The organism is Mycolicibacterium baixiangningiae (assembly GCF_016313185.1).
Taxonomy (GTDB): domain Bacteria; phylum Actinomycetota; class Actinomycetes; order Mycobacteriales; family Mycobacteriaceae; genus Mycobacterium; species Mycobacterium baixiangningiae.
This window is the reverse complement of sequence record NZ_CP066218.1, coordinates 4,904,916-4,925,488: the sequence shown is the minus strand read 5'-3', so window position 1 is coordinate 4,925,488 and position 20,573 is coordinate 4,904,916. Positions and strand designations below refer to the sequence as shown.

General features: G+C 64.9%; 26 protein-coding genes and 3 tRNA genes. 22 read left to right on the top strand and 7 right to left on the bottom strand.

Features of this window, described 5'->3' with window-relative positions; translation table 11 throughout:
* The first annotated feature begins 19 nt into the window (after positions 1-19).
* The 3 genes from I7X18_RS23325 to I7X18_RS23315 are packed head-to-tail and all read left to right on the top strand — an operon-like array spanning position 20 to position 1,395.
* The gene (locus tag I7X18_RS23325) at positions 20-466 is read left to right on the top strand and encodes an SRPBCC family protein (RefSeq protein WP_193046340.1); all 447 of its coding nucleotides are present in this window, start codon (positions 20-22) and stop codon (positions 464-466) included.
* Between the two features lie 35 nt (positions 467-501).
* Positions 502-948 carry an SRPBCC family protein gene (locus I7X18_RS23320; RefSeq protein WP_193046339.1) on the top strand — a complete coding sequence of 149 codons (447 nt, stop codon included), beginning with the start codon at positions 502-504 and terminating at the stop codon, positions 946-948.
* Between the two features lie 6 nt (positions 949-954).
* Entirely contained in the window at positions 955-1,395 is a 441-nt protein-coding gene (locus I7X18_RS23315; protein ID WP_193046338.1) for an SRPBCC family protein, read from the top strand.
* On the opposite strand, the gene I7X18_RS23310 is transcribed toward I7X18_RS23315, so the two are convergent.
* Positions 1,376-1,648, bottom strand: a complete 273-nt coding sequence (locus tag I7X18_RS23310; RefSeq protein WP_404822816.1) for a hypothetical protein — start codon at positions 1,646-1,648, stop codon at positions 1,376-1,378. The genes I7X18_RS23315 and I7X18_RS23310 overlap by 20 nt on opposite strands.
* An 84-nt stretch (positions 1,649-1,732) precedes the next feature.
* On the opposite strand from I7X18_RS23310, the gene usfY reads away from it, so the two are divergent.
* The 4 genes from usfY to I7X18_RS23290 all read left to right on the top strand — a co-directional run bounded on the left by usfY (position 1,733) and on the right by I7X18_RS23290 (position 5,344).
* The gene (gene usfY, locus I7X18_RS23305) at positions 1,733-2,041 is read left to right on the top strand and encodes a protein UsfY (RefSeq protein ID WP_193046337.1); all 309 of its coding nucleotides are present in this window, start codon (positions 1,733-1,735) and stop codon (positions 2,039-2,041) included.
* A 152-nt stretch (positions 2,042-2,193) separates the two neighbouring features.
* Complete coding sequence (locus tag I7X18_RS23300; RefSeq protein ID WP_193046336.1) at positions 2,194-3,705, top strand: sodium:solute symporter family transporter; 1,512 nt, start codon at positions 2,194-2,196, stop codon at positions 3,703-3,705.
* Positions 3,702-4,028, top strand: coding sequence for a hypothetical protein (locus tag I7X18_RS23295; protein ID WP_193046335.1), 327 nt, complete (start codon positions 3,702-3,704; stop codon positions 4,026-4,028). Before I7X18_RS23300 ends, I7X18_RS23295 begins: the two co-directional genes overlap by 4 nt.
* On the top strand, positions 4,025-5,344 hold the full coding sequence (locus I7X18_RS23290) for an LLM class flavin-dependent oxidoreductase (protein WP_193046334.1): 1,320 nt from the start codon (positions 4,025-4,027) through the stop codon (positions 5,342-5,344). The genes I7X18_RS23295 and I7X18_RS23290 overlap by 4 nt, the downstream gene beginning before the upstream one ends.
* A 109-nt stretch (positions 5,345-5,453) precedes the next feature.
* On the opposite strand, the gene I7X18_RS23285 is transcribed toward I7X18_RS23290, so the two are convergent.
* Entirely contained in the window at positions 5,454-6,056 is a 603-nt protein-coding gene (locus I7X18_RS23285; RefSeq protein WP_193046333.1) for a TetR/AcrR family transcriptional regulator, read from the bottom strand.
* A 6-nt stretch (positions 6,057-6,062) separates the two neighbouring features.
* Positions 6,063-6,761 carry a crotonase/enoyl-CoA hydratase family protein gene (locus I7X18_RS23280; protein ID WP_193046332.1) on the bottom strand — a complete coding sequence of 233 codons (699 nt, stop codon included), beginning with the start codon at positions 6,759-6,761 and terminating at the stop codon, positions 6,063-6,065.
* Positions 6,762-6,874: 113 nt separating this feature from the next.
* Between I7X18_RS23280 and I7X18_RS23275 the strand changes: the two genes are divergently transcribed.
* Positions 6,875-7,546, top strand: coding sequence for an HD domain-containing protein (locus tag I7X18_RS23275; protein WP_193046331.1), 672 nt, complete (start codon positions 6,875-6,877; stop codon positions 7,544-7,546).
* 16 nt (positions 7,547-7,562) lie between these two features.
* Here the strand turns inward: I7X18_RS23275 and I7X18_RS23270 are convergent, their stop codons facing one another.
* Both I7X18_RS23270 and I7X18_RS23265 read right to left on the bottom strand, forming a co-directional pair.
* Positions 7,563-8,564 carry a phospholipase effector Tle1 domain-containing protein gene (locus I7X18_RS23270; protein WP_193046330.1) on the bottom strand — a complete coding sequence of 334 codons (1,002 nt, stop codon included), beginning with the start codon at positions 8,562-8,564 and terminating at the stop codon, positions 7,563-7,565.
* 127 nt (positions 8,565-8,691) lie between these two features.
* Complete coding sequence (locus I7X18_RS23265) at positions 8,692-9,408, bottom strand: MBL fold metallo-hydrolase (protein WP_193046329.1); 717 nt, start codon at positions 9,406-9,408, stop codon at positions 8,692-8,694.
* A 123-nt stretch (positions 9,409-9,531) separates the two neighbouring features.
* On the opposite strand from I7X18_RS23265, the gene I7X18_RS23260 reads away from it, so the two are divergent.
* The 11 genes from I7X18_RS23260 to rplA all read left to right on the top strand — a co-directional run bounded on the left by I7X18_RS23260 (position 9,532) and on the right by rplA (position 14,296).
* A tRNA-Thr gene (locus I7X18_RS23260) sits at positions 9,532-9,604 on the top strand.
* A 31-nt stretch (positions 9,605-9,635) separates the two neighbouring features.
* Positions 9,636-9,709: transfer RNA gene (locus I7X18_RS23255), tRNA-Met, on the top strand.
* Between the two features lie 44 nt (positions 9,710-9,753).
* Positions 9,754-9,921: a 50S ribosomal protein L33 gene (gene rpmG, locus I7X18_RS23250; RefSeq protein WP_011558336.1), complete on the top strand. Its 168-nt coding sequence runs from the start codon at positions 9,754-9,756 to the stop codon at positions 9,919-9,921.
* Positions 9,922-9,971: 50 nt separating this feature from the next.
* Positions 9,972-10,451, top strand: coding sequence for a (3R)-hydroxyacyl-ACP dehydratase subunit HadA (gene hadA, locus I7X18_RS23245; protein WP_193046328.1), 480 nt, complete (start codon positions 9,972-9,974; stop codon positions 10,449-10,451).
* Positions 10,438-10,866, top strand: a complete 429-nt coding sequence (gene hadB / locus I7X18_RS23240) for a (3R)-hydroxyacyl-ACP dehydratase subunit HadB (RefSeq protein WP_193046327.1) — start codon at positions 10,438-10,440, stop codon at positions 10,864-10,866. The genes hadA and hadB overlap by 14 nt, the downstream gene beginning before the upstream one ends.
* A gap of 11 nt (positions 10,867-10,877) precedes the next feature.
* On the top strand, positions 10,878-11,387 hold the full coding sequence (gene hadC / locus I7X18_RS23235) for a (3R)-hydroxyacyl-ACP dehydratase subunit HadC (protein ID WP_193046326.1): 510 nt from the start codon (positions 10,878-10,880) through the stop codon (positions 11,385-11,387).
* Positions 11,388-11,555: 168 nt separating this feature from the next.
* Positions 11,556-11,631: transfer RNA gene (locus I7X18_RS23230), tRNA-Trp, on the top strand.
* Positions 11,632-11,707: 76 nt separating this feature from the next.
* Positions 11,708-12,154: a preprotein translocase subunit SecE gene (gene secE / locus I7X18_RS23225; protein WP_193046325.1), complete on the top strand. Its 447-nt coding sequence runs from the start codon at positions 11,708-11,710 to the stop codon at positions 12,152-12,154.
* A 36-nt stretch (positions 12,155-12,190) separates the two neighbouring features.
* Positions 12,191-13,024 carry a transcription termination/antitermination protein NusG gene (gene nusG, locus I7X18_RS23220; RefSeq protein ID WP_193046324.1) on the top strand — a complete coding sequence of 278 codons (834 nt, stop codon included), beginning with the start codon at positions 12,191-12,193 and terminating at the stop codon, positions 13,022-13,024.
* Positions 13,025-13,055: 31 nt separating this feature from the next.
* Entirely contained in the window at positions 13,056-13,487 is a 432-nt protein-coding gene (rplK, locus tag I7X18_RS23215; protein WP_193046323.1) for a 50S ribosomal protein L11, read from the top strand.
* 101 nt (positions 13,488-13,588) lie between these two features.
* Positions 13,589-14,296 carry a 50S ribosomal protein L1 gene (gene rplA, locus I7X18_RS23210; RefSeq protein WP_193046322.1) on the top strand — a complete coding sequence of 236 codons (708 nt, stop codon included), beginning with the start codon at positions 13,589-13,591 and terminating at the stop codon, positions 14,294-14,296.
* Positions 14,297-14,371: 75 nt separating this feature from the next.
* Here rplA and I7X18_RS23205 read toward each other — a convergent pair whose 3' ends face one another.
* Entirely contained in the window at positions 14,372-14,557 is a 186-nt protein-coding gene (locus I7X18_RS23205; protein WP_193046321.1) for a hypothetical protein, read from the bottom strand.
* 348 nt (positions 14,558-14,905) lie between these two features.
* Positions 14,906-15,217 carry a hypothetical protein gene (locus I7X18_RS23200; RefSeq protein WP_193046320.1) on the bottom strand — a complete coding sequence of 104 codons (312 nt, stop codon included), beginning with the start codon at positions 15,215-15,217 and terminating at the stop codon, positions 14,906-14,908.
* Positions 15,218-15,401: 184 nt separating this feature from the next.
* Between I7X18_RS23200 and I7X18_RS23195 the strand changes: the two genes are divergently transcribed.
* The 3 genes from I7X18_RS23195 to I7X18_RS23185 all read left to right on the top strand — a co-directional run bounded on the left by I7X18_RS23195 (position 15,402) and on the right by I7X18_RS23185 (position 20,507).
* On the top strand, positions 15,402-15,704 hold the full coding sequence (locus I7X18_RS23195) for a hypothetical protein (protein ID WP_232375312.1): 303 nt from the start codon (positions 15,402-15,404) through the stop codon (positions 15,702-15,704).
* Between the two features lie 212 nt (positions 15,705-15,916).
* Positions 15,917-17,683 (top strand): DUF4012 domain-containing protein, encoded by a 1,767-nt coding sequence (locus tag I7X18_RS23190; RefSeq protein WP_193046463.1) that lies wholly within the window; start codon positions 15,917-15,919, stop codon positions 17,681-17,683.
* Positions 17,684-18,374: 691 nt separating this feature from the next.
* The gene (locus I7X18_RS23185; RefSeq protein WP_193046318.1) at positions 18,375-20,507 is read left to right on the top strand and encodes an acyltransferase family protein; all 2,133 of its coding nucleotides are present in this window, start codon (positions 18,375-18,377) and stop codon (positions 20,505-20,507) included.
* Positions 20,508-20,573 lie beyond the last annotated feature (66 nt).

Genomic DNA, 20,573 nt, shown 5'->3' with positions numbered 1-20,573 from the left:
CGCGCGTAGGGTCGCCGCTGTGGCCATTCGTGAATCCCGCGAGGTCGTGATCGAGGCTCCGGTCGACGAAATCCTCGCCGTCATGCTGGATCTCGAAGCGCTGCCGCAGTGGTCGTCGGCGCACCGCAGTTCCGAGGTGCTCGAACGCGACGGGCAGGGCAGGCCGTTGCGCAGCCGGGCCACGGTCGCGACGGTCGGCATCACCGACGTCCAGGAAATCGCGCTGAACTATCACGACGACGGTTACAGCTGGACGCTGATCAGCTCCACCTATCAGCGCTCCCAGGACGCCCGCTACCGGCTCGCCCCGGACGGCGACCTGACCCGGGTGAGCTTCGAGGTCACCGTGGACCCGGTCGTGCCGATGCCGGGATTCCTGTTGCGCCGCGCCGCGCGGGGCGTCCTGGACACCGCGACCCTCGGATTGCGCAAACGGGTACTCGAGGTGGCCAAGCGCGCCAACTGATCCCGCGACGGCGGCTTGGTCGCTATGGTCACCGCATGGCAGTCAGCGACAAGCGTGAAGTGGTCATCGAAGCAACGCCGACCCAGATCCTCGACGTCATCGCCGACGTCGGCTCGACACCCGACTGGTCGTCGCAGTACCAGAGCGCCGAGGTGCTCGACGCCCATCCCGACGGCCGACCGCGCCGGGTCAAGATGAAGGTCAAGGCGGCGGGTCTGACCGACGAACAGGTGGTCGACTACACCTGGACCGACACCTCCGCGAGCTGGACGCTGGTCAGTGCCGGGCAGCTCAAGAGCCAGGACGCCACCTACACACTCACCCCCGACGGGGACAAGACCAAGGTGCGGTTCGAGATCACCGTCGATCCGTCGGTGCCGCTGCCGGGCTTCGTCCTCAAGCGGGCGATGAAGGGTGCGATGGAGACCGCGACCGACGGCTTGCGTAAACAGGTTTTGAAGGTGACGAAGGGTGGCACATAGATTCCCATGGCCATCACAGAATCGCGCGAAGTCGTCATCGAAGCCCCCGCCGACGACATCATGGACGTCCTGTTCGACCTCGAGTCGCTGACCGAGTGGTCCTCGGCGCACCAGAAGGTCGAGATCCTCGAACGTGACGACGAGGGGCGGCCGAAACGCTCCCGCCAGGTGGTCAAGATCGTCGGCGTCAGCGACGAACAGGTGCTCGACTACTCCGTCCACGACGACGGGGTGAGTTGGACGCTGGTGAGCTCGAAACAGCAACGCGCCCAGGACGGCCGGTACTTCCTGACGCCCGAAGGCGACGGCACCCGGGTCCGTTTCGAGTTGACCGTCGACCCGACGGTGCCGCTGCCGGGGTTCCTGGTCAAGAAGGGCGCCAAGGGTCTGATGGAAACCGCGACCGACGGTCTGCGCAAGCGGGTGCTCAAGGTGAAGAAGGGCTGAGCGCCCGCCGCGTACCCCGGCGTCCCGTTCCTACAGCCAGTCGCGCCGTTTGAACGTCACGTAGAGCATCCTCCACGGCCCACTCGTTGAGACCCAGTTCGCGCGCGATGTCTTTGAGGATCGCGTGATCGGAGGCGTACACGTCGGCCCACACCAGGGTGCCTGGTTCGGCAAGACGATCCGAGATCATCGAGAACTCGAAATCATCCTGCGGTGTGCCGTTACGCCAGACCCGGCCCCGGACGTCGCTCATCGGGACAGCTTGCCAAAGCAACCTGATGTGACCTGCGTCACTACGGCGTACGCTGGCCTCATCCCTCGAGGAAAAGAGGATGCGATGAAGGGCGCGCATCACGATCCCGCGGACCATTCGCGGACCTGTCAGCCGCACGCCGGCGAATCGATGATCGACACTCTCTGGTTTCCCGGGCTGCTGCTGATCGCGCTCGGCGTCGTCGGGCTGGCGGCCATCGTGGCATCCGCCGCGTACGGGGAGACCCACCTGGTGCTGCCGCTTTCGCTCGTCACGGGTGCGGTCGTCACCGCCGGTGGCGGCCTGATCGCGCTGGAGCACCGGCGGGTGCTGCGCATCGAGCGGTCATGGCGCACCGAGCATTCGGACGCCACACACCCTCACGCCGTCTGAACCCTGCGGGCCGTCATAACCGCGGTTACAGTGAGTCGCGGCCGGTGGCGATAGCTCGACTCATCACGATTTGAACCATCTCGCGATCCCGTCGCGGGCTGGGACACTGTCGTCCGCCATAAGTGCGTTTACGTCGTGTCCCAGGAGGCTGCGTGTTCCAACCGTCCAACCTGTCACCAGGTATCGGCTTCGCGCTGATGTTGGGGCTGGGCGCCTTCATGTTCGTCGTCGCGTTCACGGTCCGGACGATGGTGAAGAACACCCACGACTTCGTGATCGCCGACCGCCGCATCGGCTTCGGATTCGGTGTCGGCTCGGTCATCGCGGTGTGGACCTGGTCGATGGCGGTGATGATGTCCTCGGCGCAGGCGTTCACCTTCGGCACGTCCGGGCTGATCTGGTTCGTCGTGCCCAACGGGTTGGCCGTCATGGTGATGGTGCCGTTCGCGCTGCGCCTGCGCCGCCAGATGCCCGCCGGATACACCATCGTCGAGTTCATCCGCGAGCGCTTCCAGAACAAGCCGGCCACCACCGTCATGCTCGTCGCGATGCTGCTGGGCCTGCTCGCCGAGATCTTCATCAACCTCTTCGGCGTGGTGCTCGTGATGGGCGTGGTCTTCGGTATCAACCCCACTGTGGTCCTGATCGTCACGCTCGCCACCGTGACGGTGTACTCGTACTTCGGCGGCCTGTGGACCTCCGCCATCACGGCGACCTTCAACACCCTGCTCATCACGGTGCCCGCCGCGATCGTGGTGCTCTACGTCCTGCAGAAGGTCGGCGGTCCGGAGTTGGTGTTCCAGAAGGTCGACGAAGCCGGGGCCGACACCCTCAACGCGTTCGACGGGTCGGCGGCCGCGGCGTTCGGCATCTCGCTGGCGCTGGGCCTGCTCGCCTCGACGATGGCCGACCAGACGTTCTGGCAGAAGGCCTGGGCGCTCAAGCCGGCCTCGATGGGGCGCACGTTCGTGTGGGCGGGGCTGTGGTTCTATCCCATTCCGATCGTGCTCGGCCTGCTGGGGTTGGTGGGCCTTGCGTTCGACGTGAACCCGGCCGATCTGGGCGACGCCGGATCGGGCGGTATCGGACCCTACGTGGTCAGCCACCTGGGTCTGCCGCTCGTGCTGGTCGCCCTCTACGTGCTGATCATCCTCAACGCCTGTTACTCCTCGATCGACGGTGCGTTCTCGGCGCTGTCCTCGATCGTCGCGGTCGACATCCTCAAACGCGCCAAACCCGACATCGCGCCGAAGTCGTTGTTCCGCTACACCAAGTCGTCGATCCTGGTCGCGGGTGTGATCGGCGGGATCGTGGTCAGCTCGGGAATCGACTATGTGGACCTGGTCAACACCGTGTTCTTCTTCAAGGCCGCGCTCATCATCCCGCTCGCCCTGGCCATCTTCTGGCGACGGATGACGTCCACGGCTTTTGTGGCCAGCCTGCTGCTCGCCATCGCCGTCGGCTACCCCGTCCGCGAGACGGTGGGCGAACTGCAAGGAATCATCACCCTGGAGGCGATCTCACTCGTGGCTGCCGTCGGTATCAGCCTGTTGTCCAAGCAATCGTTCGACTTCGCCACGCTGCGCGGTCGCGACGAGGCGCTCGCAGAAGCCGGCCCGCAGACCGAGGCCGTGAAGACCGCCGACCCGGATCCGGTCCGATGATCGCCTTCTGGATCGCCGTGGTCGTCGGCGTCGTGGTCGGCGTCCTCTACCTGGCGCTGGGCGTGCAGGCGTTCCTGCGTGTGAGGCGGGATGTGTTGGCGCTGGCGGCATCCGGTGAGGCGCCGGTGCTCGACCTCGAGGGCCTCGACGACGACACCGCCACGTTCACGTGGAAGGCGCTCGGCGCGGTCGTGCTGTCGACCTCGGTCATCGTGCTGCTCGGGCTCAACGGCCTGTTCTGGTACATTCCGCCGGTCCTGGCAATCGGTTCGGCGGTCGCCGTCGTCGCCGCATTCCTCATCGACCGCAGGAGTCTCCGATGACCAAGAAGAAGGCGCACCTGCTGGGCTTCGTCCAGCACGGCGTGATGAATCACGCGTCGACCATGTGGGCGCATCCCCGCGACAAGGTCGGCTACCACTGGTCGCGCCCGGAGTACTGGCGCGATCTGGGCCGCACTATGGAACGCGGGCTGTTCGACGCGATGTTCATCGCCGACGAACTCGCCCCGTACACCACCTACAAGGGCAATTCGGATCCGGTGGTGAAGTTCGCCGGCCAGTGCCCGGTGCACGAACCGGCCAGCGTCGTGCCGATCGTGGGTGCGTTCACCAAGAACCTCGGCATCGGCATCACGCTGTCGACTTCCTTTGTGCCGCCGTACATGATGGCCCGCCAGCTTTCGACGCTGGACCACCTGACCGGCGGCCGGGTCGGCTGGAACATCGTCACGTCGTACTCCAAGAGCGAGTTCCAGGCGATGGGCAAGGAGAACCTCACCCCGCGCGACAAGCGCTACGAGGTGGTCGAAGAGTACATGCAGCTGCTGTACCAGCTGTGGGATTCCTGGGACGACGACGCGATCGTCTACGACCGGGAGAACGGGATCTTCGCCGACCCCACCAAGGTGCGCGAGGTCGACTTCCGGGGCGAGTTCTTCCAGTCCAAGGGCCGCCACTTCGTCGCCCCCTCACCGCAGAAGCGTCCGGTGCTGTGGCAGGCCGGCTCGTCGGACCAGGGCCGCGAATTCGCTTCCAAGCACGCCGAATCCGTCTTCGGCATCTTCCCGACCCCGAAGAGCATGCGCACCTACGCCGACGACATCCGCACCCGCGCCGACAACCACGGCCGCGATCCGGAGTCGGTGAAGCTGATCTACGGTCTGCAGACCATCATCGACCGCGACAAGTCCCGCGCCAACGACCGCTACGCCGAATTCGTCGAGAACGTCCAGATCGAGAGCGCACTCGGAATCCTGTCCGGCCACACCGGTTTCGACTTCTCCACCCTGGGGCTCGACGACAACGTGGTGGACGCCGACGTGCAGGGCATCCGCGGCCTGTTCGACGCGATCCTCGAGGCCAAGGACGGCGCGCCCGTCACCGTGCGGGAAGCCGCGCAGATCTACGGTGTGTCCATGGGCGCCCCGGTCGCGGTGGGCACCCCCTCGGATGTGGCCGACCAGATGGAGCAGTACCTCGACGACGGCGGCTGCAACGGCTTCATGATGCTGGCCACCGACACCCCGGGCTGCTTCAACGACATGACCGAACTGCTGGTGCCAGAGTTGCAGCGGCGCGGCCGGTTCCGCACCCGCTACCCCGGGACGACGCTGCGCGAAAGCCTGCAGGAGTACTGAGCTTCCGCGGGCCCGCCTTCATCGCGCTCCCGGCATGGGGCATCCGCCTCAACTTTCGTGGCGATTTCGGCGTGGGTGGTCGCGCCCAGCGCGACTCAGCACGCCGAAATCACACCGCGGCGGCGGGGCGGAATCCTGCCAGCAGCGCGTGCACCCCGAGCTGCCACCGCCGGTCGACCAAACGTGTCGTCGTGCCCAGCCAGCAGCCGGCCTCCTGCACCGCCAGCCCCTTCGCCAGCGCGAGGAGCACGTGCGCGATGTCCACCGCATCGCCGGCGAGCGCCCCTTCGTCGAGGCAGCGCTGGATGCGGCGCAGGAAGATGTCGCGCACCGACTCGCCGGCCGCCAATTCCTCTGGGCCCGGGTCGAAGTCGGCGAAGGGTCTGGAGAACATCACCTGGGCGAGCCGCGACGAGTCCAGGCAGAAGCGGCGGAACACCGGCACCAGCGCCTCGATGTCGGCGACCGGATCGTCGGTCACCGGCGCCCCCGCCAACTCGCGGCCCAGCAGCCGGAAACCCTCGAAGAAGATCGCCCGCACCAGCCCGGCTTTGTCGTCGAACAGTTCGTAGACCGCGGGCACCGACGTTCCCGCCCGCTCGGCGACCCGGCGCGTCGTGAGCCGTGCGACGCCCTCCTCGTTGAGCGTCGCGACGGCGGCCTCCAGCAACCGGTCCCGTAGTTCAGGCGTGCGCTGTTTGGCCCTCGGCATGGACGCTCAGCCGCCGAACTCCGCTGCCAGGCCGTCGATCCCGGCGCGGATCGCCTGCAGCGCGTGGTCGCGGGCCTTGAGCTTGCTGGCGACGTGGGCGTGCAGGTGCAGTGTGGCCGCCGCCTCGGTGGCCACCTCCTGCGCGCGGGCCAGCACCGCGTCCTGCTCCACGACCTCGTCGAGCCACCCGCCGGCGATCGCGGCGTCGCCGGAGAACGTGGCGGCCATCGAGATGCCGCGCTGGAACGCCGCGGGGGTCAGGCGCATCCGCATCAACTCGATCGCCGAGATCGGCAGCACCATGCCGATGGCGACCTCATTGGCCTGGCAGCGGGTGCGCGGTGAGCCGATGCGGACGTCGCCGGACAGCAGCAGGAACGAGCCCATCGCGATCGCCGGTCCGGTCGCGGCCATGATGACCGGCTTCGGGAAGGTCAGGCAGCGCACGGCCAGTTCGAATCCGCCGGAGAGCATGCCGAGCGCGGCCTGCGCGTCACCGGAGGCGAACACCGCCAGGTCGAACCCACCGCTGAACAGCTTCTGATTGCCCGCAAGCACAACGGCTTTGGAGTCGTCGGACTCGACGCGGTCGAAGGCCTCGTTGAGGTTGGCCTGCATGGTCGGCGAGAGGACGTTGGCTTTACCGTCGTCCATCGTGATGGTGGAGATCGACTCGGTCAGGTCGTAGTGCACGGTGTCGCTCATCGGCCCGACGTTACGTAACGGCGTTACGAATGCCAACCGGGTGGCCAGATCCCGTTGCATGATGGCGATCTAGCCACTCGTGCGAAACCCGCCACCCCGGCACAGTGAGGGGTATGACGCTGCCCCAAGAAGTCGACCTGTCCCAGTGGGATCTGCCGGACGACGATGTCTGTTCCGCCGCACTGCAATTAGTGATGGACGTCTCGCCGGCCGTCATCGCCAACCACACCGTCCGCAGCTACCTGTTCGCCCGCGAACTGGCCGCCGCCAAGGGGTTGCGCAGCGGCACTGACTACGACGACGAACTCGTCTTCCTCACGTGCCTGCTGCACGATCTGGGGGTCACCGAGCACGGTGACGGCGATCAGCGATTCGAGGTCGACGGCGCCGACGCCGCGGTGCGCTTCCTCAGGGACCGCGGTGTCGCCGAGGACCGAGCCCGCACGGTGTGGGAGGGCATCGCGCTGCACACCAGCCTCGGACTGGCGGACCGGTTCGGTGCGGAGCAGGCGGTGTCGTTCTTCGGGATCTCGCTCGACATCGACGGTGCCGAAAAGACGCTGGTGTCAACCGATTTCGTCGAGCGCGTGCATGCGGCGTGGCCGCGCCACGACTTCGGGTACGCCATCGCCGACCTCATCGCGCAGGGCACCGCCGCCAATCCGCTCAAGGCGCCGCCGTTCACCTTCCCCGCCCACCTGCACAGGTTGCTCAACGGCAGCTCGATCACGTTCCCGGACGTGTTGGAGAACTCCGGCTGGGGTGATCAGCCCGTCGACAGGTGACAGGACGTTTGAGCGTCTAGTGCACGGTCGCGAGTTCACGCGACGGAACCGGCGCCGGCCTGTGGGCGTGCACCAACCGCTCCCCGCGAGCCAGCCATTCGACGTCGTCCCACTCGATGCGGGCGGGCAGTCGCCGCCAGTACTGCGGGTGCGCCCGCAGGAAGACCTCGACGCTGGCGTGCACGCGGGCGTCCTCGGGCAGTTTGCGCATCGACAGCGGATGGCTGCCGCCGCCGGCCAGCGCATCGAACTCCGTCGGCGTCGGCAGACGGCAGCCGCCGCGCAGCAGCAGCCCCGCACGGACCGCGCCGTCGAGAACCCAGTCCAGCGGGATGTCGGCGAGCTGCCAGCAGGCGCCCCGCGTCCCGTCCACGTCGCAGTGGGCGCCGCGGAACCAGACCTCCTCGACCGCGTGGGTGTCGACGTGCTCGCCGAAGTGGCCGCCGTCGATCGCGATGGCGTGCCGCCCGGCCGCGACGTTGGCCAGTTCCTCGTTCGCCGTATGCGGGACACCGGGCACCGTCACCGAGTCCCACAGCCCGAGATAGCCGACGTGCGCTGCCACCGTGCGCCGACCCGTCAGAGATGCGGTCAGCAGCCTGATCCGGCCCCAGTCCGCGGCGGTGCGGACGGTGCGCGGCAACACGTAGGCGCCGAGCAGATAGTCGAGCAGCCGATCGCGCCGGTAGGGCCAGACCCCGATCGTGCCGATCAGCCGGGCGAGTTCACGGGCGCACGACGCTCCGCGTCCGACGCCGAACAGGTAGACCTCGTCACCCGGGATCCACACGTCGACCAGGAAGCGGTAGGCGTCGGCGATGCTCGCGCGGGCGGATTCAGCGGCGGTGTGCCGCCACCGTAACGCGCCGACGCTGGGGCGCTGCATGCTGCCGGCGTCGTACCACGTTTGCTGACGCGGTGAGCTCTCGACCAGTCCGAAGAGCGCTCCGGCATTGGTGGACGCCCGTCGGCCGGAATGATCTTGTGTGCGATCGAAGCACATAACGATGTTCTTCACAGCGACCCCCGGCCCTTAACGATGCTGTTCGTAACCGAGTTTGCCCGCTGACGAGCGCCTTACACGCCCTCGGCGAAACCGTCATGATTGTGACGTCATCCGGTGCGGGAACACCGCGAACGACGCGTCAGCCGCCCATCAGCGAGCGCCACTGGTCGAGGTCGCCGGCGCGGTAGACGTAGTTGTTCTGCCGCACCTCCGAGAGCGCGGCGCTGGGCTCCGCGGAGTACCAGTGGCCGGGGAACACCGTCGGGTCGCCGGGCAGCTTGGCCAGCGCCTGCAGGCTGCGGAACATGTCGTCGACGTTCCCGCCGGGGAAGTCGGTGCGTCCGCAGCCTTCGAGGAAGAGCGTGTCCCCGGCGACCAGGCGGCCGTCGAGCAGGAAGCACTGGCTGCCCGGGGTGTGGCCGGGGGTGTGCAGCAGTTCGATGCCGATGCTGCCGACGCTCACCACGTCACCGTGGTCGTGAGCGGTCAGCTCGCTGCGGGCGATCCCGGTGACCCGGGAGACCCAGTCCGCCTCGTGGCTGTTGACGTGCACCGGCACGCTGACCCGCTCGAGCAGCTCGGCGAGCCCGGCCAGTTCGAAGCCCATCATCGAGCCGCCGACGTGATCGGGGTGGTGGTGGGTGGCCAGCACGCCGGACAGGTGCATACCGTCGGCCTCGAGCGCATCGACGAGATCACCGGCCGCGTACGCCGGATCGACGACGACGCAGTCGCCGATCTCCCGGTCGCCGATGAGGTAGGCGAAGTTGCGCATCTGCGTGGCGATCATGTCGCCGGCGGCGAAGTCGCGCCCGGCCAGCAGTTGGCGGAAGTAGAGGCGATCAGCGTCGGGCATACGCTCAACATTAAGCATCCACGGCAGCGAAGCCTCGCAGTGACCAGCGGTTTGGCGACTGCCCGGGCCAGACTGTAGTCTCTTTAAGGCCCACGGCACGGCGCTGACCACGCCGCGGGTAAGGCCCCCTTAGCTCAGTCGGTAGAGCGTTTCCATGGTAAGGAAAAGGTCAACGGTTCGATTCCGTTAGGGGGCTCGGCGACCGACGAGTGGTAGGCGCCTGGAATGGCGGTGTAGCTCAGCTGGTTAGAGCGCACGACTCATAATCGTGAGGTCGGGGGATCGAGCCCCCCCACCGCTACAGAGCACGAGCAACGACACGAGATTTGAAAGAGGGCAGCTGACGTGGCCTCCAGTACCGACGTCCGGCCGAAGATCACCTTGGCCTGCGAGGTGTGCAAGCACCGCAACTACATCACGAAGAAGAACCGCCGCAACGACCCTGATCGGCTGGAACTGAAGAAGTTCTGCCCGAACTGCGGGACGCACCGGGCGCACAAGGAGTCGCGCTGATCGGTCGGCCCGTTCGCTTCGGCGTCGGCTGACAGATAGGTTCATCACTCGTGTCTTTCTTGGACAACTACGTCGGGTTGCACTACCGGCATCCCGATCACTATGTGGTCGGGCGAGAGAAGATCCGCGAGTACGCCGTCGCCGTGCAGAACGACGACGCCTCCTTCTTCGACGAGAAGGCCGCCGCGGACCTCGGATACCCGGGGCTGCTCGCACCGCTGACGTTCATCTCGGTGTTCGGTTACCAGGCGCAGTTGGCGATGTTCAATGCCGCCAACATCAACATCTCGGATGCCCAGATCGTCCAGGTCGACCAGGTGCTCAAGTTCGTCCGGCCGATCCAGGCAGGCGACAAGCTGTACTGCGACGTGCACATCGACTCGATCCGCACGGCGCACGGCACCGACATCATCACCACCAGGAACATGATCACGAACGAGAACGGCGACGTCGTACAGGAGACCTACACCACCCTGGCGGGCCGCAGCGACGACAACGGAGAGAGTGGCTTCAGCGATGGCACTGCGTGAGTTCGATTCCGTCAAGGTGGGCGATCAACTTCCCGAGAAGGTGATCACCCTGACCCGGCAGGACCTGGTGAACTATGCCGGCGTCTCGGGCGATCTGAACCCGATCCACTGGGACGACGAGATCGCCAAGCAGGTCGGTCTCGACACCGCCATCGCCCACGGCATGCTCACGATGGGCCTCGGCGGCGGCTACGTCACCTCCTGGGTGGGGGATCCGGCCGCGGTCAAGGAGTACAACGTGCGCTTCACCGCCGTGGTCCCCGTGCCCAACGACGGCAAGGGCGCCGAGATCGTGTTCACCGGCCGCGTGAAGTCCGCAGAACCCGAGACGAAGACGGTGACGATCGCGCTGGCGGCCACCGCCGGCGGCAAGAAGATCTTCGGCCGGGCCGTCGCCATCGCGACGCTGGCGTAGGGGTCGTTCACATGGCACTCAAAACCGACATCCGCGGCATGGTCTGGAAATACCCGGACACGTTCGTCGTGGGCCGCGAACAGATCCGGCAGTACGCGAAGTCCGTGAAGGTCACCGATCCGGCGAGCCTCGACGAGGACGCCGCGGCCGAACTGGGCCACGATGCGCTGATCGCGCCGCCCACTTTCATGTCGATCTTCGCGGTCATGATCCAGAACCACTTCTTCCAGAACGTCGACGTGGGTCTGGAGACGATGCAGATCGTCCAGGTCGATCAGAAGTTCCTCTTCCACCGGCCGATCATGGTCGGCGACGCGCTCACCGGCACGATGCACATCGAGACCGTCGACGAGCGCTTCGGCGCCGACATCGTCACGACCCGCAACGTGCTCGTCGACCAGAACGACATGGTCGTGATGGAGTCGTTCACCACCCTGATGGGGCATGAGGGCGACAACTCGATCTCGGTGAGGTGGGATCCGGAGACGGGTCAGGTGGTCCGCAAGGCCGAGGGCGAGTAGTCGCTGGGCAGCGGATTAGGAAGTCCGACAGGCTGCGCGCTAAACTCGGTAACCGGGGTTTTCCCATTACAGCGCGCTTCAGACTGATCGTCTGGAAGCGCGCGAATTGTGTGAGCCCCGTACACAGTGAGGACAGCGTCGGCAGCATGCCGGCATTGCCAGCACTGAAGGGGCGTAGCTCAACTGGCAGAGCAGCGGTCTCCAAAACCGCAGGTTGCAGGTTCAAGTCCTGTCGCCCCTGCCAACTGAATACTGGACAACGTGTGGACACTGGACAGTGATGACAACAGTCCACAGGAACCTGAGACGAAAGGCATGCGGTGAGCGACGAGCGCGATAGTGCCGGCTCCGCAGGCACCGGCAACGACGCAGAGAACGACGGCGTCGAGGACACCGGCGGTCAGACCGCCGTGGTGACCCGGCCACTGCGCCCCACCGGCAAGCGGACGCGGCGCGCGGCGGTCGAGACCGACGCCGAATCCAATGGCGACGCCTTGTCGACGGACACCAAGGCCACCAAGAACGGCTCTGGCACGGCCAAGAAGACCGCGAAGAAGGAACCGGGCCGGTTCCCGAATCCGTTCCTCTACGTCGTCAACTACATCAGGCAGGTCATCGCCGAGCTGCGCAAGGTCATCTGGCCGAACCGCAAGCAGATGGTCAGCTACACCAGCGTGGTGCTGGTCTTCCTCGCCTTCATGGTGGCGCTGATCGCCGGGGCCGACTACGGCCTGGCCCGACTGGTCGGTCTGGTGTTCGGCGAATAGCCGAGGATCGGCCAGTAACAAGAGAGGACTACAACCGTGACGAGCTTCGAGGGCGATACGCCTTCGGCCGAGAGCGTCGATCTGGTCGATACCGATGAGACCGACGCGTCGACCACCGACGCCACCACCGACCCTGCGACCGAGGATGCCGACGTCGCGGGCGGCGAGGTGAGCGAAGAGGCCGCCACGACGGCTGACGACGCCGAGTCCGCTGACGCGCCCGCCGCTGAGCCGGTTCCGGACGAGGATGAGGATCCCGCCGTCGCGCTGAAGAAGGAACTGCGTAGGCAGCCCGGCGACTGGTATGTGATCCACTCCTACGCCGGTTACGAGAACAAGGTGAAGGCCAACCTCGAGACCCGCGTGCAGAACCTCGACGTCGGGGACTACATCTTCCAGGTCGAGGTGCCGACCGAAGAGGTCACCGAGATCAAGAACGGCCAGCGCAAGCAGGTCAACCGCAAGGTGCTGCCCGGCTACATCCTGGTGCGCATGGAACTCAACGACGAGTCGTGGGGCGCGGTGCGCAACACGCCGGGCGTCACCGGCTTCGTCGGCGCGACCTCGCGGCCGTCGCCGCTGAGCCTCGACGACGTGGTGAAGTTCCTGCTGCCGCCGGCCGCGGCGAAGAAGCCGGGCAAGGCAGCCTCGTCGGGTGCGGCCTCGTCGGAGGCGACGCTGGAGCGTCCGGAGATCCTGGTCGACTTCGAGGTCGGGGAGTCGGTCACCGTCATGGACGGTCCGTTCGCGACGCTGCCGGCCTCGATCAGCGAGGTCAACGCCGAACAGCAGAAGCTCAAGGTGCTGGTGTCGATCTTCGGCCGCGAAACGCCTGTCGAGTTGACGTTCACCCAGGTCTCGAAGATCTAAGACCCGAGAAAAAGAGAAGGAACACCACAGCATGGCCCCGAAGAAGAAGAAGGTCACCGGGCTGATCAAGCTGCAGATCCAGGCCGGGGCGGCCAACCCTGCCCCGCCCGTGGGTCCGGCGCTCGGTCAGCACGGCGTCAACATCATGGAGTTCTGCAAGGCGTACAACGCCGCGACGGAAAGCCAGCGCGGCAACGTCATCCCCGTGGAGATCACCGTCTACGAGGACCGCACCTTCACCTTCCAGCTCAAGACGCCGCCCGCGGCGAAGCTGCTGCTGAAGGCTGCCGGTGTGCAGAAGGGCTCCGGTGAGCCGCACAAGACCAAGGTCGCCAAGGTGAGCTGGGATCAGGTGCGCGAGATCGCCGAGACCAAGAAGGAAGATCTCAACGCCAACGACATCGACCAGGCCGCGAAGATCATCGCCGGCACTGCTCGGTCGATGGGCATCACGGTCGAATAGTTCGACCGTCTTCGGCCGAGAAGCGAAGCGGATCGGCCCGAAATGTGGGAGGGCTGGCATCGGCCCGCACCACGACTCCAACACACACGATTGGAAGATCAATGAGCAAGAACAGCAAGGCCTACCGCGAAGCCGCCGAGAAGGTGGACAAGGACAAGCTCTACACGCCGATCGAGGCCGCGAAGCTGGCCAAGGAGACGTCGTCGAAGAAGCAGGACGCCACCGTCGAGGTCGCGATCCGGCTGGGCGTGGATCCGCGTAAGGCCGATCAGATGGTGCGTGGCACGGTGAACCTGCCGCACGGCACCGGTAAGACCGCGCGCGTCGCGGTGTTCGCCGTGGGTGACAAGGCCGAGGCAGCCATCGCCGCGGGTGCGGACATCGTCGGCAGCGACGACCTGATCGAGCAGATCCAGGGCGGCATGCTCGACTTCGACGCGGCGATCGCGACCCCGGATCAGATGGCCAAGGTCGGGCGCATCGCGCGCATCCTGGGCCCGCGTGGTCTGATGCCGAACCCGAAGACCGGCACGGTGACCCCCGATGTGGCCAAGGCTGTGTCCGACATCAAGGGCGGCAAGATCAACTTCCGCGTGGACAAGCAGGCCAACCTGCACATCGTGATCGGCAAGGCCTCGTTCGACGAGTCGAAGCTGGTCGAGAACTACGGTGCCGCGCTCGATGAGATCCTGCGCGCCAAGCCGTCGGCGTCGAAGGGCCGTTACCTGAAGAAGATCGTCGTGTCGACGACGACGGGCCCGGGCATCCCGGTCGACCCGGCGGTGACGCGCAACTTCGCCGAGGCCTGAGTCCTCCAAACCGCTAGAAAGCCCTCGCCCAATTGGGCGAGGGCTTTCTGCTTGTCTCGTGTGTCTGTGGGCGCCTCAGAGCGACTGCATCTGCCTGATGGCGGGGAGGCCGACCGGCTTGTGCTCGGTCAGCTGGCAGTGCTCGATGACATCGATGACGGCATTACCGCGAAACCAGCGTCGTTTGCCTTCGTAGCCGCATTGGCACTGTGCACGGTTGTTGAGCCAGGAAGTGACCAGGTAGGCGTTAGGTGGTGCCACATCGCCACGGTATCGATAGCAAATAATAAGCGGCTGAGAATCGAGGACTTCGTAAGAATTGGGTTGTCGGGTGTCGCGTTGTTGAGGGTGACCGCCGGCACGGCGCTTCGGTGTGCGATGACGACAAGCGATAGACCCGCGGTCCGCTAGCCGCTGGTGCGGTAGGGAGGGGGTCCGGGTATGGATGCCGACACCGAATGCCGAAGACGACGTGGTATATCGAGTCACGGCGATCTGGGCTTGCGGCGGGTGACCGATCTGTCGGGCGCTGGCGCTTAGGCGGGCGTCCGCCGAGAGTTAAACAATCGCGGCGCCATGCGCACGAGTTCACGCACTTTTAACTAATCGTTACTTCTGGTAACGGCCACAAGACGGATTGTCGCGATCGAGCGCGACCGACAGGATTGGTTTGCCCACGTCTGGTGCAATCCAGACGATATTTGGCAAACGCGTGGTCTGGAGCGCCTGGGGGTCCAGCGTTGCCGTTAAGCGCCGAAATAGCGTGGATATGGGCAAATTGCGGCCGATGCGCGGGTGTCGCTCGACGCGGTCACGCTCATCTCGCAACGGTTGACCTGCGCGAACCGCCTGGCGAAGTAGTCTGACCGGTGCATTGGCGTCGTCGACGCCTTCAGGCTGCAGCGAAATGGATGCCGTCACTGAATCGGCCGCAAAGATATCGGAACTGTGTGTGCTCCGCGAGTTCCGGTTGACACGGTCACTAGGGTCTGAGAAGCTTTGCTCACTAAAGTCGTTCGAACATAAAGGGGGGGACATGTCGACTATGGCGACACATTTTCGCGGGGGAGTTACTCGACTGCAGGTGGGTACCGCAGCGTGCGCAGTGGCCGCCGCTGCTGCCTTCCCGGCGGTAGTTGCGAATGCTGATCCCATTGCGCCGGCGCCGATCGCGCCGGTGACGCAGATCTTGATCGACGCGCCGTTGAGCCCGATAATGAGCATCGCTGATCTGGCCGAGCAGCCGGCCTGGTTGGAGAACGGCCGTACGATAATCGAGCGGTTCGGCGCGCTGGTCTTTGCCGTCGCCGGGGCCATCATTGCGCCCTTCGCCGCCGCAGCACAAGCAGCCATTACTGCCGTGCAGCGCTTCTTCCAGATCGGGCCGTACTCCACGGGCCGCGGCTAGAGATCTGCCCTTAGCGACACGTCTGGTGCGGTTCATCTCCAATTGGTGAACCGCACCAGCGTTGGCGGTTATGCGAACCAGAGCTTCAATTGAACGCGAGTCATCGTTGATTTCACGTATTCGCGTGTTGGTCGTTCATGCGTGAAACGAATGGTGACGACGGCGCGCTAGACGGTTCTTCGAGAGTGGACGAGGGAGAGGGGCGGCCGAAGATGCTGCGACATCTTCGGCGCCGACACGTGGCGTTCGCCGGGTTGTTTGTCTTGCTACTCGTGGTGGCTTTCGGTTGTTGGCTTGCTGTTCGGGCCTTTGACGCAAAATCGAATCTCGAGGCAGCGCGGAACAGCGCTCAACAGGCGAAAGACGCGCTGCTACAGGGTGACACCGAGGGCGCATCCGAGTTTGCGAACGACGCGCATTCTCATGCGCAGCAGGCGCGCGACGCGACTCATTCGATTCCGTGGAATATTGCTTCGGCAGTTCCGTTGTTGGGCGATCCATTCACCTCGGGTCAGGAAATTTCCGATGTCGTACTTGGTCTCGCCGCCGATGTACTGCAGCCAGCAGCAAAGGTCGGTGCCGTCCTCTCACCCGATCAGCTGCTGCAGGGCAACCGTGTAGACGTCCAGGCGCTCCGTGAACGCGAACCTCAGCTGAGCACACTGGCCGCGGCCGCCACAAACCTCAACGAGAACGCCAGGGCGATATCGGACCCGACGTACGTCTCACTTCTGGCCGACGCTCGTTCGCAGTTGCAGGAACAGACGGCCAACGTCGCCGGCTTGCTCGACAACACCGCGCTGGCCGCACGGATTGTGCCCTCGATGATGGGGGCAGACGGCGCACGCACGTATTTCATGGCTTTCCAGACGAACGCCGAGGCGCGTGGCACCGGGGGCCTGCTGGGTGGGTTCGGCGTTCTACGGTTCGACAACGGCACCGCAACCGTTGACACGTTGGCATCGAACCGAGACCTGGCTGGCGCTACAGCTTCGGTGGACCTCGGACGTGAGTTCACGGAAATGTACGGGTTCACCAATCCGACAACGGATTTCCGTAACAGCAACCTGAGCTCTCACTTCCCCTACGCAGCCCAGATCTGGAAATCGATGTGGGCGGAGCAGACCGGAATGAACGTCGACGGGGTGATCGCTCTCGATCCGGTGGCGCTGAGTTACGTGCTCGGCGCAGTAGGCTCGGTGAAGATGCCTGATGGTGAGGTCATCACCAAGGACAACGTCGTCGAACTCACTGAATCCACCGCGTACAGCCGTTTCCCCACGGATCAGACGGCGCGCAAAATGTACCTGCAGGACATTGCCAGCGAGGTCGTCCGAAAGATCACCGGGCGAGTGGAATCGCCGCAGAAGCTGCTCGACGCCTTGGGTAAGGCAGTGGGCGAACGCAGGATCGCGGTGTGGAGTTCGGTGCCCGCCGACCAGGAGCTCCTCGAAGAGACTCCCTTGGCTCACGTGGTTCCCGACGATCCAGCCCCGTACGCCGGAGTCGTCGTCAACAATCTGGGCGGGAACAAGCTCGACTACTACTTGAGAAGACAAATCGAGTACGTAGCCGATGGCTGTAGTGCGGAGACGAGGAATTCGACTGTCACGATACGGCTGTCGAATGAGGCGCCCACGACTGGACTTCCGGACTACGTCGCCACGGCGCCAGGTATTCGCCCAGACATCCCCCTCGATGTGCCGAGGGGTGCGATGGTCACCTCCGTTCGTCTGCTGGCGACGACAGGCGCGACATTGATCAGCGCATTGGTCGACGGGCAACAGGTGCCTGTCTTCAGCGGGACGGAACGTGGTCACCCGACCTTCGAAGTGCAACTAGGTATACCGCCCGGGCAATCCGGTGTGCTGAGTTTCCGGCTCTCGGAGCCGACTTCAGCCGGCACCGCACGTGTTCCGGTGCAGCCCTTGATCGACACGGTGAAACCGAAGATCTCGGTCCCCCAGTGCTCGGGATAGTGCCATCCGAATCGAGGGAAGAACTGTTCTAGAACCAACCTCGGCGTGTGGATACTCATTGCTTCCTCTGGCTTTCGCAGCTTGAAGCTAGCGTTGATGTCGGCATGATGGTTTTCTCGCTTGGGCTGGTGATCCTGGGCGACTAACCGTGGCGCTGTTGGCGACGGTTGAAAGTCCGGCCTGTAGCGGCGGGGTGGGTTCTGGTCAACGCGGCAACACCGACGGGCAGTGCGCGGCTGGCAGGGCGGCGAATAGGTCGGCGGAACAGGGGTTTCGGAGTCAGCGCGGAGCAGTTTCACCAGTCGCAGCATCCGAGTATGGCGCTCAACCAGTGTGCCGATCGCTGAAAGGTGGTTGTCGCCATGATGAGCTCGCCCTCCCGGAGCTTGTGCCAAGAGAGCATTTAACAGGCCGTATATCAACCGAATTCGCGCCGCACGGTCGCTCACCGCTGCCACCGGGCGTGACCCCCGCACCTTCCGGTGCGGTGTGTTTGCGTTTGCGGGCACGGGATTTGTGAACGCGCTGCGGTCGCGCAGGCTGGCGGGATTTCGTCGGTTCGTGCGTGTTGAATTGCGGGACAGCGCGAGCGCGCAGCGGCCGGGCCTGGACTTCTGCGTGGCAGATCGCCGTCAGATACCCTGCGCGGGAACGGTGCGCGTTGAGGGCCGAGACTTCCATGGGGGATGTCATGACTTCACTGATCCGGGGGCTGGATCGAGCGCTCAGCTCTGGCTCATCAAGAAAGCGCCGCCGAAAGCGGAAAGAGGATAAGGCAGCGTTCCGCCCGGACATCGAGGGTTTACGTGCGATCGCCGTGCTCTTCGTGCTCATCTGGCACGCCGGCGTTTCTTGGTTGCCTGGCGGATTCGTGGGCGTCGACGTCTTCTTCGTCGTCTCCGGCTTCTTGATGACGACGATCCTCCACCGTGAGCACGTCAGGTATGGACGGATCAGCGTCGCGGAGTTCTATGGCCGGCGTGCACGGCGGCTCATTCCCGCCAGCACACTCACCCTGCTCGCCACCGGCCTCGCCACCTTCCTGGTCCTTCCCGACACACGGTGGCGCGACATCGGTCTCGACATCGCCGCGGCCGGCGGCTACCTGGTGAACTGGCGGCTCGCGGACCGGGCGGTCGACTATCTCGCTCAGGACACTGCGCCCAGCCCGATTCAGCACTTTTGGAGCCTGTCGATCGAGGAGCAGTTCTACATCTTCTGGCCTCTGCTCATCGTGCTTCTGGCTTGGGTCATCAAGCGCACAGGCGGCTCAGCCACCGCGGTCACCTTCGCCGCTCTTGTGATCATCGCGGCGGGTTCACTCGCCTGGTCCGTCTATCTCACCGACGCGGACGCGTCCCGCGCATATTTCGTCACGACAACCCGGCTCTGGGAGCTCGCGCTCGGGGGCCTCGTGGCGCTGGCCATGCCGTTGTTCCACAAGATGCCGAAAATGTCTGCGGCCGCGTTGGCCTGGATCGGGGTGGCGGGAATTCTCGGCACCGGGTTCTTGCTCACCACCGCGGTTCCGTTCCCCGGGTTCATCGCGTTGATCCCCACCGCGGCGACCGCCCTCGTCCTTGCCGCTGGTCCAGCCGCCGGTAATGCTGGACCTGTCCGCATCCTTGCGAACAAACCCACGCAATGGATCGGCGGTTGCTCCTACTCGATGTACCTCTGGCACTGGCCGGTACTCGTCATCGGCGGTTATTGGATCACCGATGGGCTCCGCGAAATCAGCGTGATTGAAGGCGTCGTGCTGGTGGCGTTGTCGGTCCTGCCGGCGTGGCTCTCGCTCAAGTTCGTCGAGGACCCGATTCGACGGGCGGAGACGTTCGTCGATTCAGTCAAGAACTCCATGGCGTTGGCCTTCCTGGGAATCGGCATCAGCGTTGTCGTCGGGCTTCTCGTCACGGCCGTTGTTCCTCGAGCTCCAGACGCCTACCAGTCCAGTTACGTACCGTCGCAATCCGACGAAGTGGTGGCTGCGGATCAGCCAATGGGCGCTGAGGTCCTAGGCGATGATCCGCTCACCAGTACCGCAGCTGCCCTGGTCGATAAGGTTCCGTCGATCACCCCCAGCCCTCAAGCAGCGAATGCCGATAACCCCGATGTGAACGACTGTCAGCTCAATTACACACAGGTCATTCCGAAGTTCTGCGAGTACGGAGATAAAGAATCAGACATCGAAGTCGCACTGGTCGGCGACTCGCACGCCGGTCAGTGGATCCCGGCGATGGAGGCAGTGGCCGCTGAGCGCGGATGGAAATTGGTGGTCGCGACGAAGAGCGCCTGCCCCTACCTCGACATTGCGGTGTTCTCGGACAATCTCAACCGTCCCTACGACGAATGCCGTGCGTGGAATGAACAGATGGGCGCCTATCTGACGGGCCCAGGGAAGCCTGATGCGGTGGTGTTGTCATACGGCGTGTACAACACCGGCGACAGGAATCTTCTCATCTCTGGCGCACAGGCCCGCTGGGGCCCGCTCGTCGCGCAGGGAACGAAGGTCATCGTGATCCGAGACACCCCGGCGCCGGGTAGGAACGTGCCGGATTGCGTAGCTGAGCACGGGGACAGGCTCACAGCTTGCGCCCGCTCGAGGGATGAGGCTCTGGCCAAACGCGACCAGTCTCAGGCAGCTGCGGTGGAAGCAGTGCCCGGTGTGCAAATGGTGGATCTCACCGACTGGATCTGCCCGGGGTCACAGTGCAGTCCTGTCATCGGTGGGGTGCTGGTTTTTCGGGACAACACCCACATGACTGCCACCTATTCGCGCAGCTTGACCCCGCAACTGGCCAAGAGATTCCCTTCAGTTCCGTGATGGAGCGCCCAGCCGCCGAACGATCGCCGCTGGACTCCGAGCTCTCGGGATTGGAGCTAATTGCGT

What these genes read in the sequence shown, in the direction of transcription:
- I7X18_RS23295 (WP_193046335.1), top strand. Translation starts at nt 3,702, where the DNA reads ATGATCGCCTTCTGGATCGCCGTGGTCGTCGGCGTCGTGGTCGGCGTC.
- rplK (WP_193046323.1), top strand. Translation starts at nt 13,056, where the DNA reads ATGGCCCCGAAGAAGAAGAAGGTCACCGGGCTGATCAAGCTGCAGATC.
- hadB (WP_193046327.1), top strand. Translation starts at nt 10,438, where the DNA reads ATGGCACTGCGTGAGTTCGATTCCGTCAAGGTGGGCGATCAACTTCCC.
- I7X18_RS23320 (WP_193046339.1), top strand. Translation starts at nt 502, where the DNA reads ATGGCAGTCAGCGACAAGCGTGAAGTGGTCATCGAAGCAACGCCGACC.
- I7X18_RS23285 (WP_193046333.1), bottom strand. Translation starts at nt 6,056, where the DNA reads ATGCCGAGGGCCAAACAGCGCACGCCTGAACTACGGGACCGGTTGCTG.
- I7X18_RS23185 (WP_193046318.1), top strand. Translation starts at nt 18,375, where the DNA reads ATGACTTCACTGATCCGGGGGCTGGATCGAGCGCTCAGCTCTGGCTCA.
- I7X18_RS23280 (WP_193046332.1), bottom strand. Translation starts at nt 6,761, where the DNA reads ATGAGCGACACCGTGCACTACGACCTGACCGAGTCGATCTCCACCATC.
- rplA (WP_193046322.1), top strand. Translation starts at nt 13,589, where the DNA reads ATGAGCAAGAACAGCAAGGCCTACCGCGAAGCCGCCGAGAAGGTGGAC.
- I7X18_RS23315 (WP_193046338.1), top strand. Translation starts at nt 955, where the DNA reads ATGGCCATCACAGAATCGCGCGAAGTCGTCATCGAAGCCCCCGCCGAC.
- I7X18_RS23290 (WP_193046334.1), top strand. Translation starts at nt 4,025, where the DNA reads ATGACCAAGAAGAAGGCGCACCTGCTGGGCTTCGTCCAGCACGGCGTG.
- usfY (WP_193046337.1), top strand. Translation starts at nt 1,733, where the DNA reads ATGAAGGGCGCGCATCACGATCCCGCGGACCATTCGCGGACCTGTCAG.
- I7X18_RS23310 (WP_404822816.1), bottom strand. Translation starts at nt 1,648, where the DNA reads ATGAGCGACGTCCGGGGCCGGGTCTGGCGTAACGGCACACCGCAGGAT.
- I7X18_RS23275 (WP_193046331.1), top strand. Translation starts at nt 6,875, where the DNA reads ATGACGCTGCCCCAAGAAGTCGACCTGTCCCAGTGGGATCTGCCGGAC.
- hadC (WP_193046326.1), top strand. Translation starts at nt 10,878, where the DNA reads ATGGCACTCAAAACCGACATCCGCGGCATGGTCTGGAAATACCCGGAC.
- I7X18_RS23190 (WP_193046463.1), top strand. Translation starts at nt 15,917, where the DNA reads ATGCTGCGACATCTTCGGCGCCGACACGTGGCGTTCGCCGGGTTGTTT.
- I7X18_RS23265 (WP_193046329.1), bottom strand. Translation starts at nt 9,408, where the DNA reads ATGCCCGACGCTGATCGCCTCTACTTCCGCCAACTGCTGGCCGGGCGC.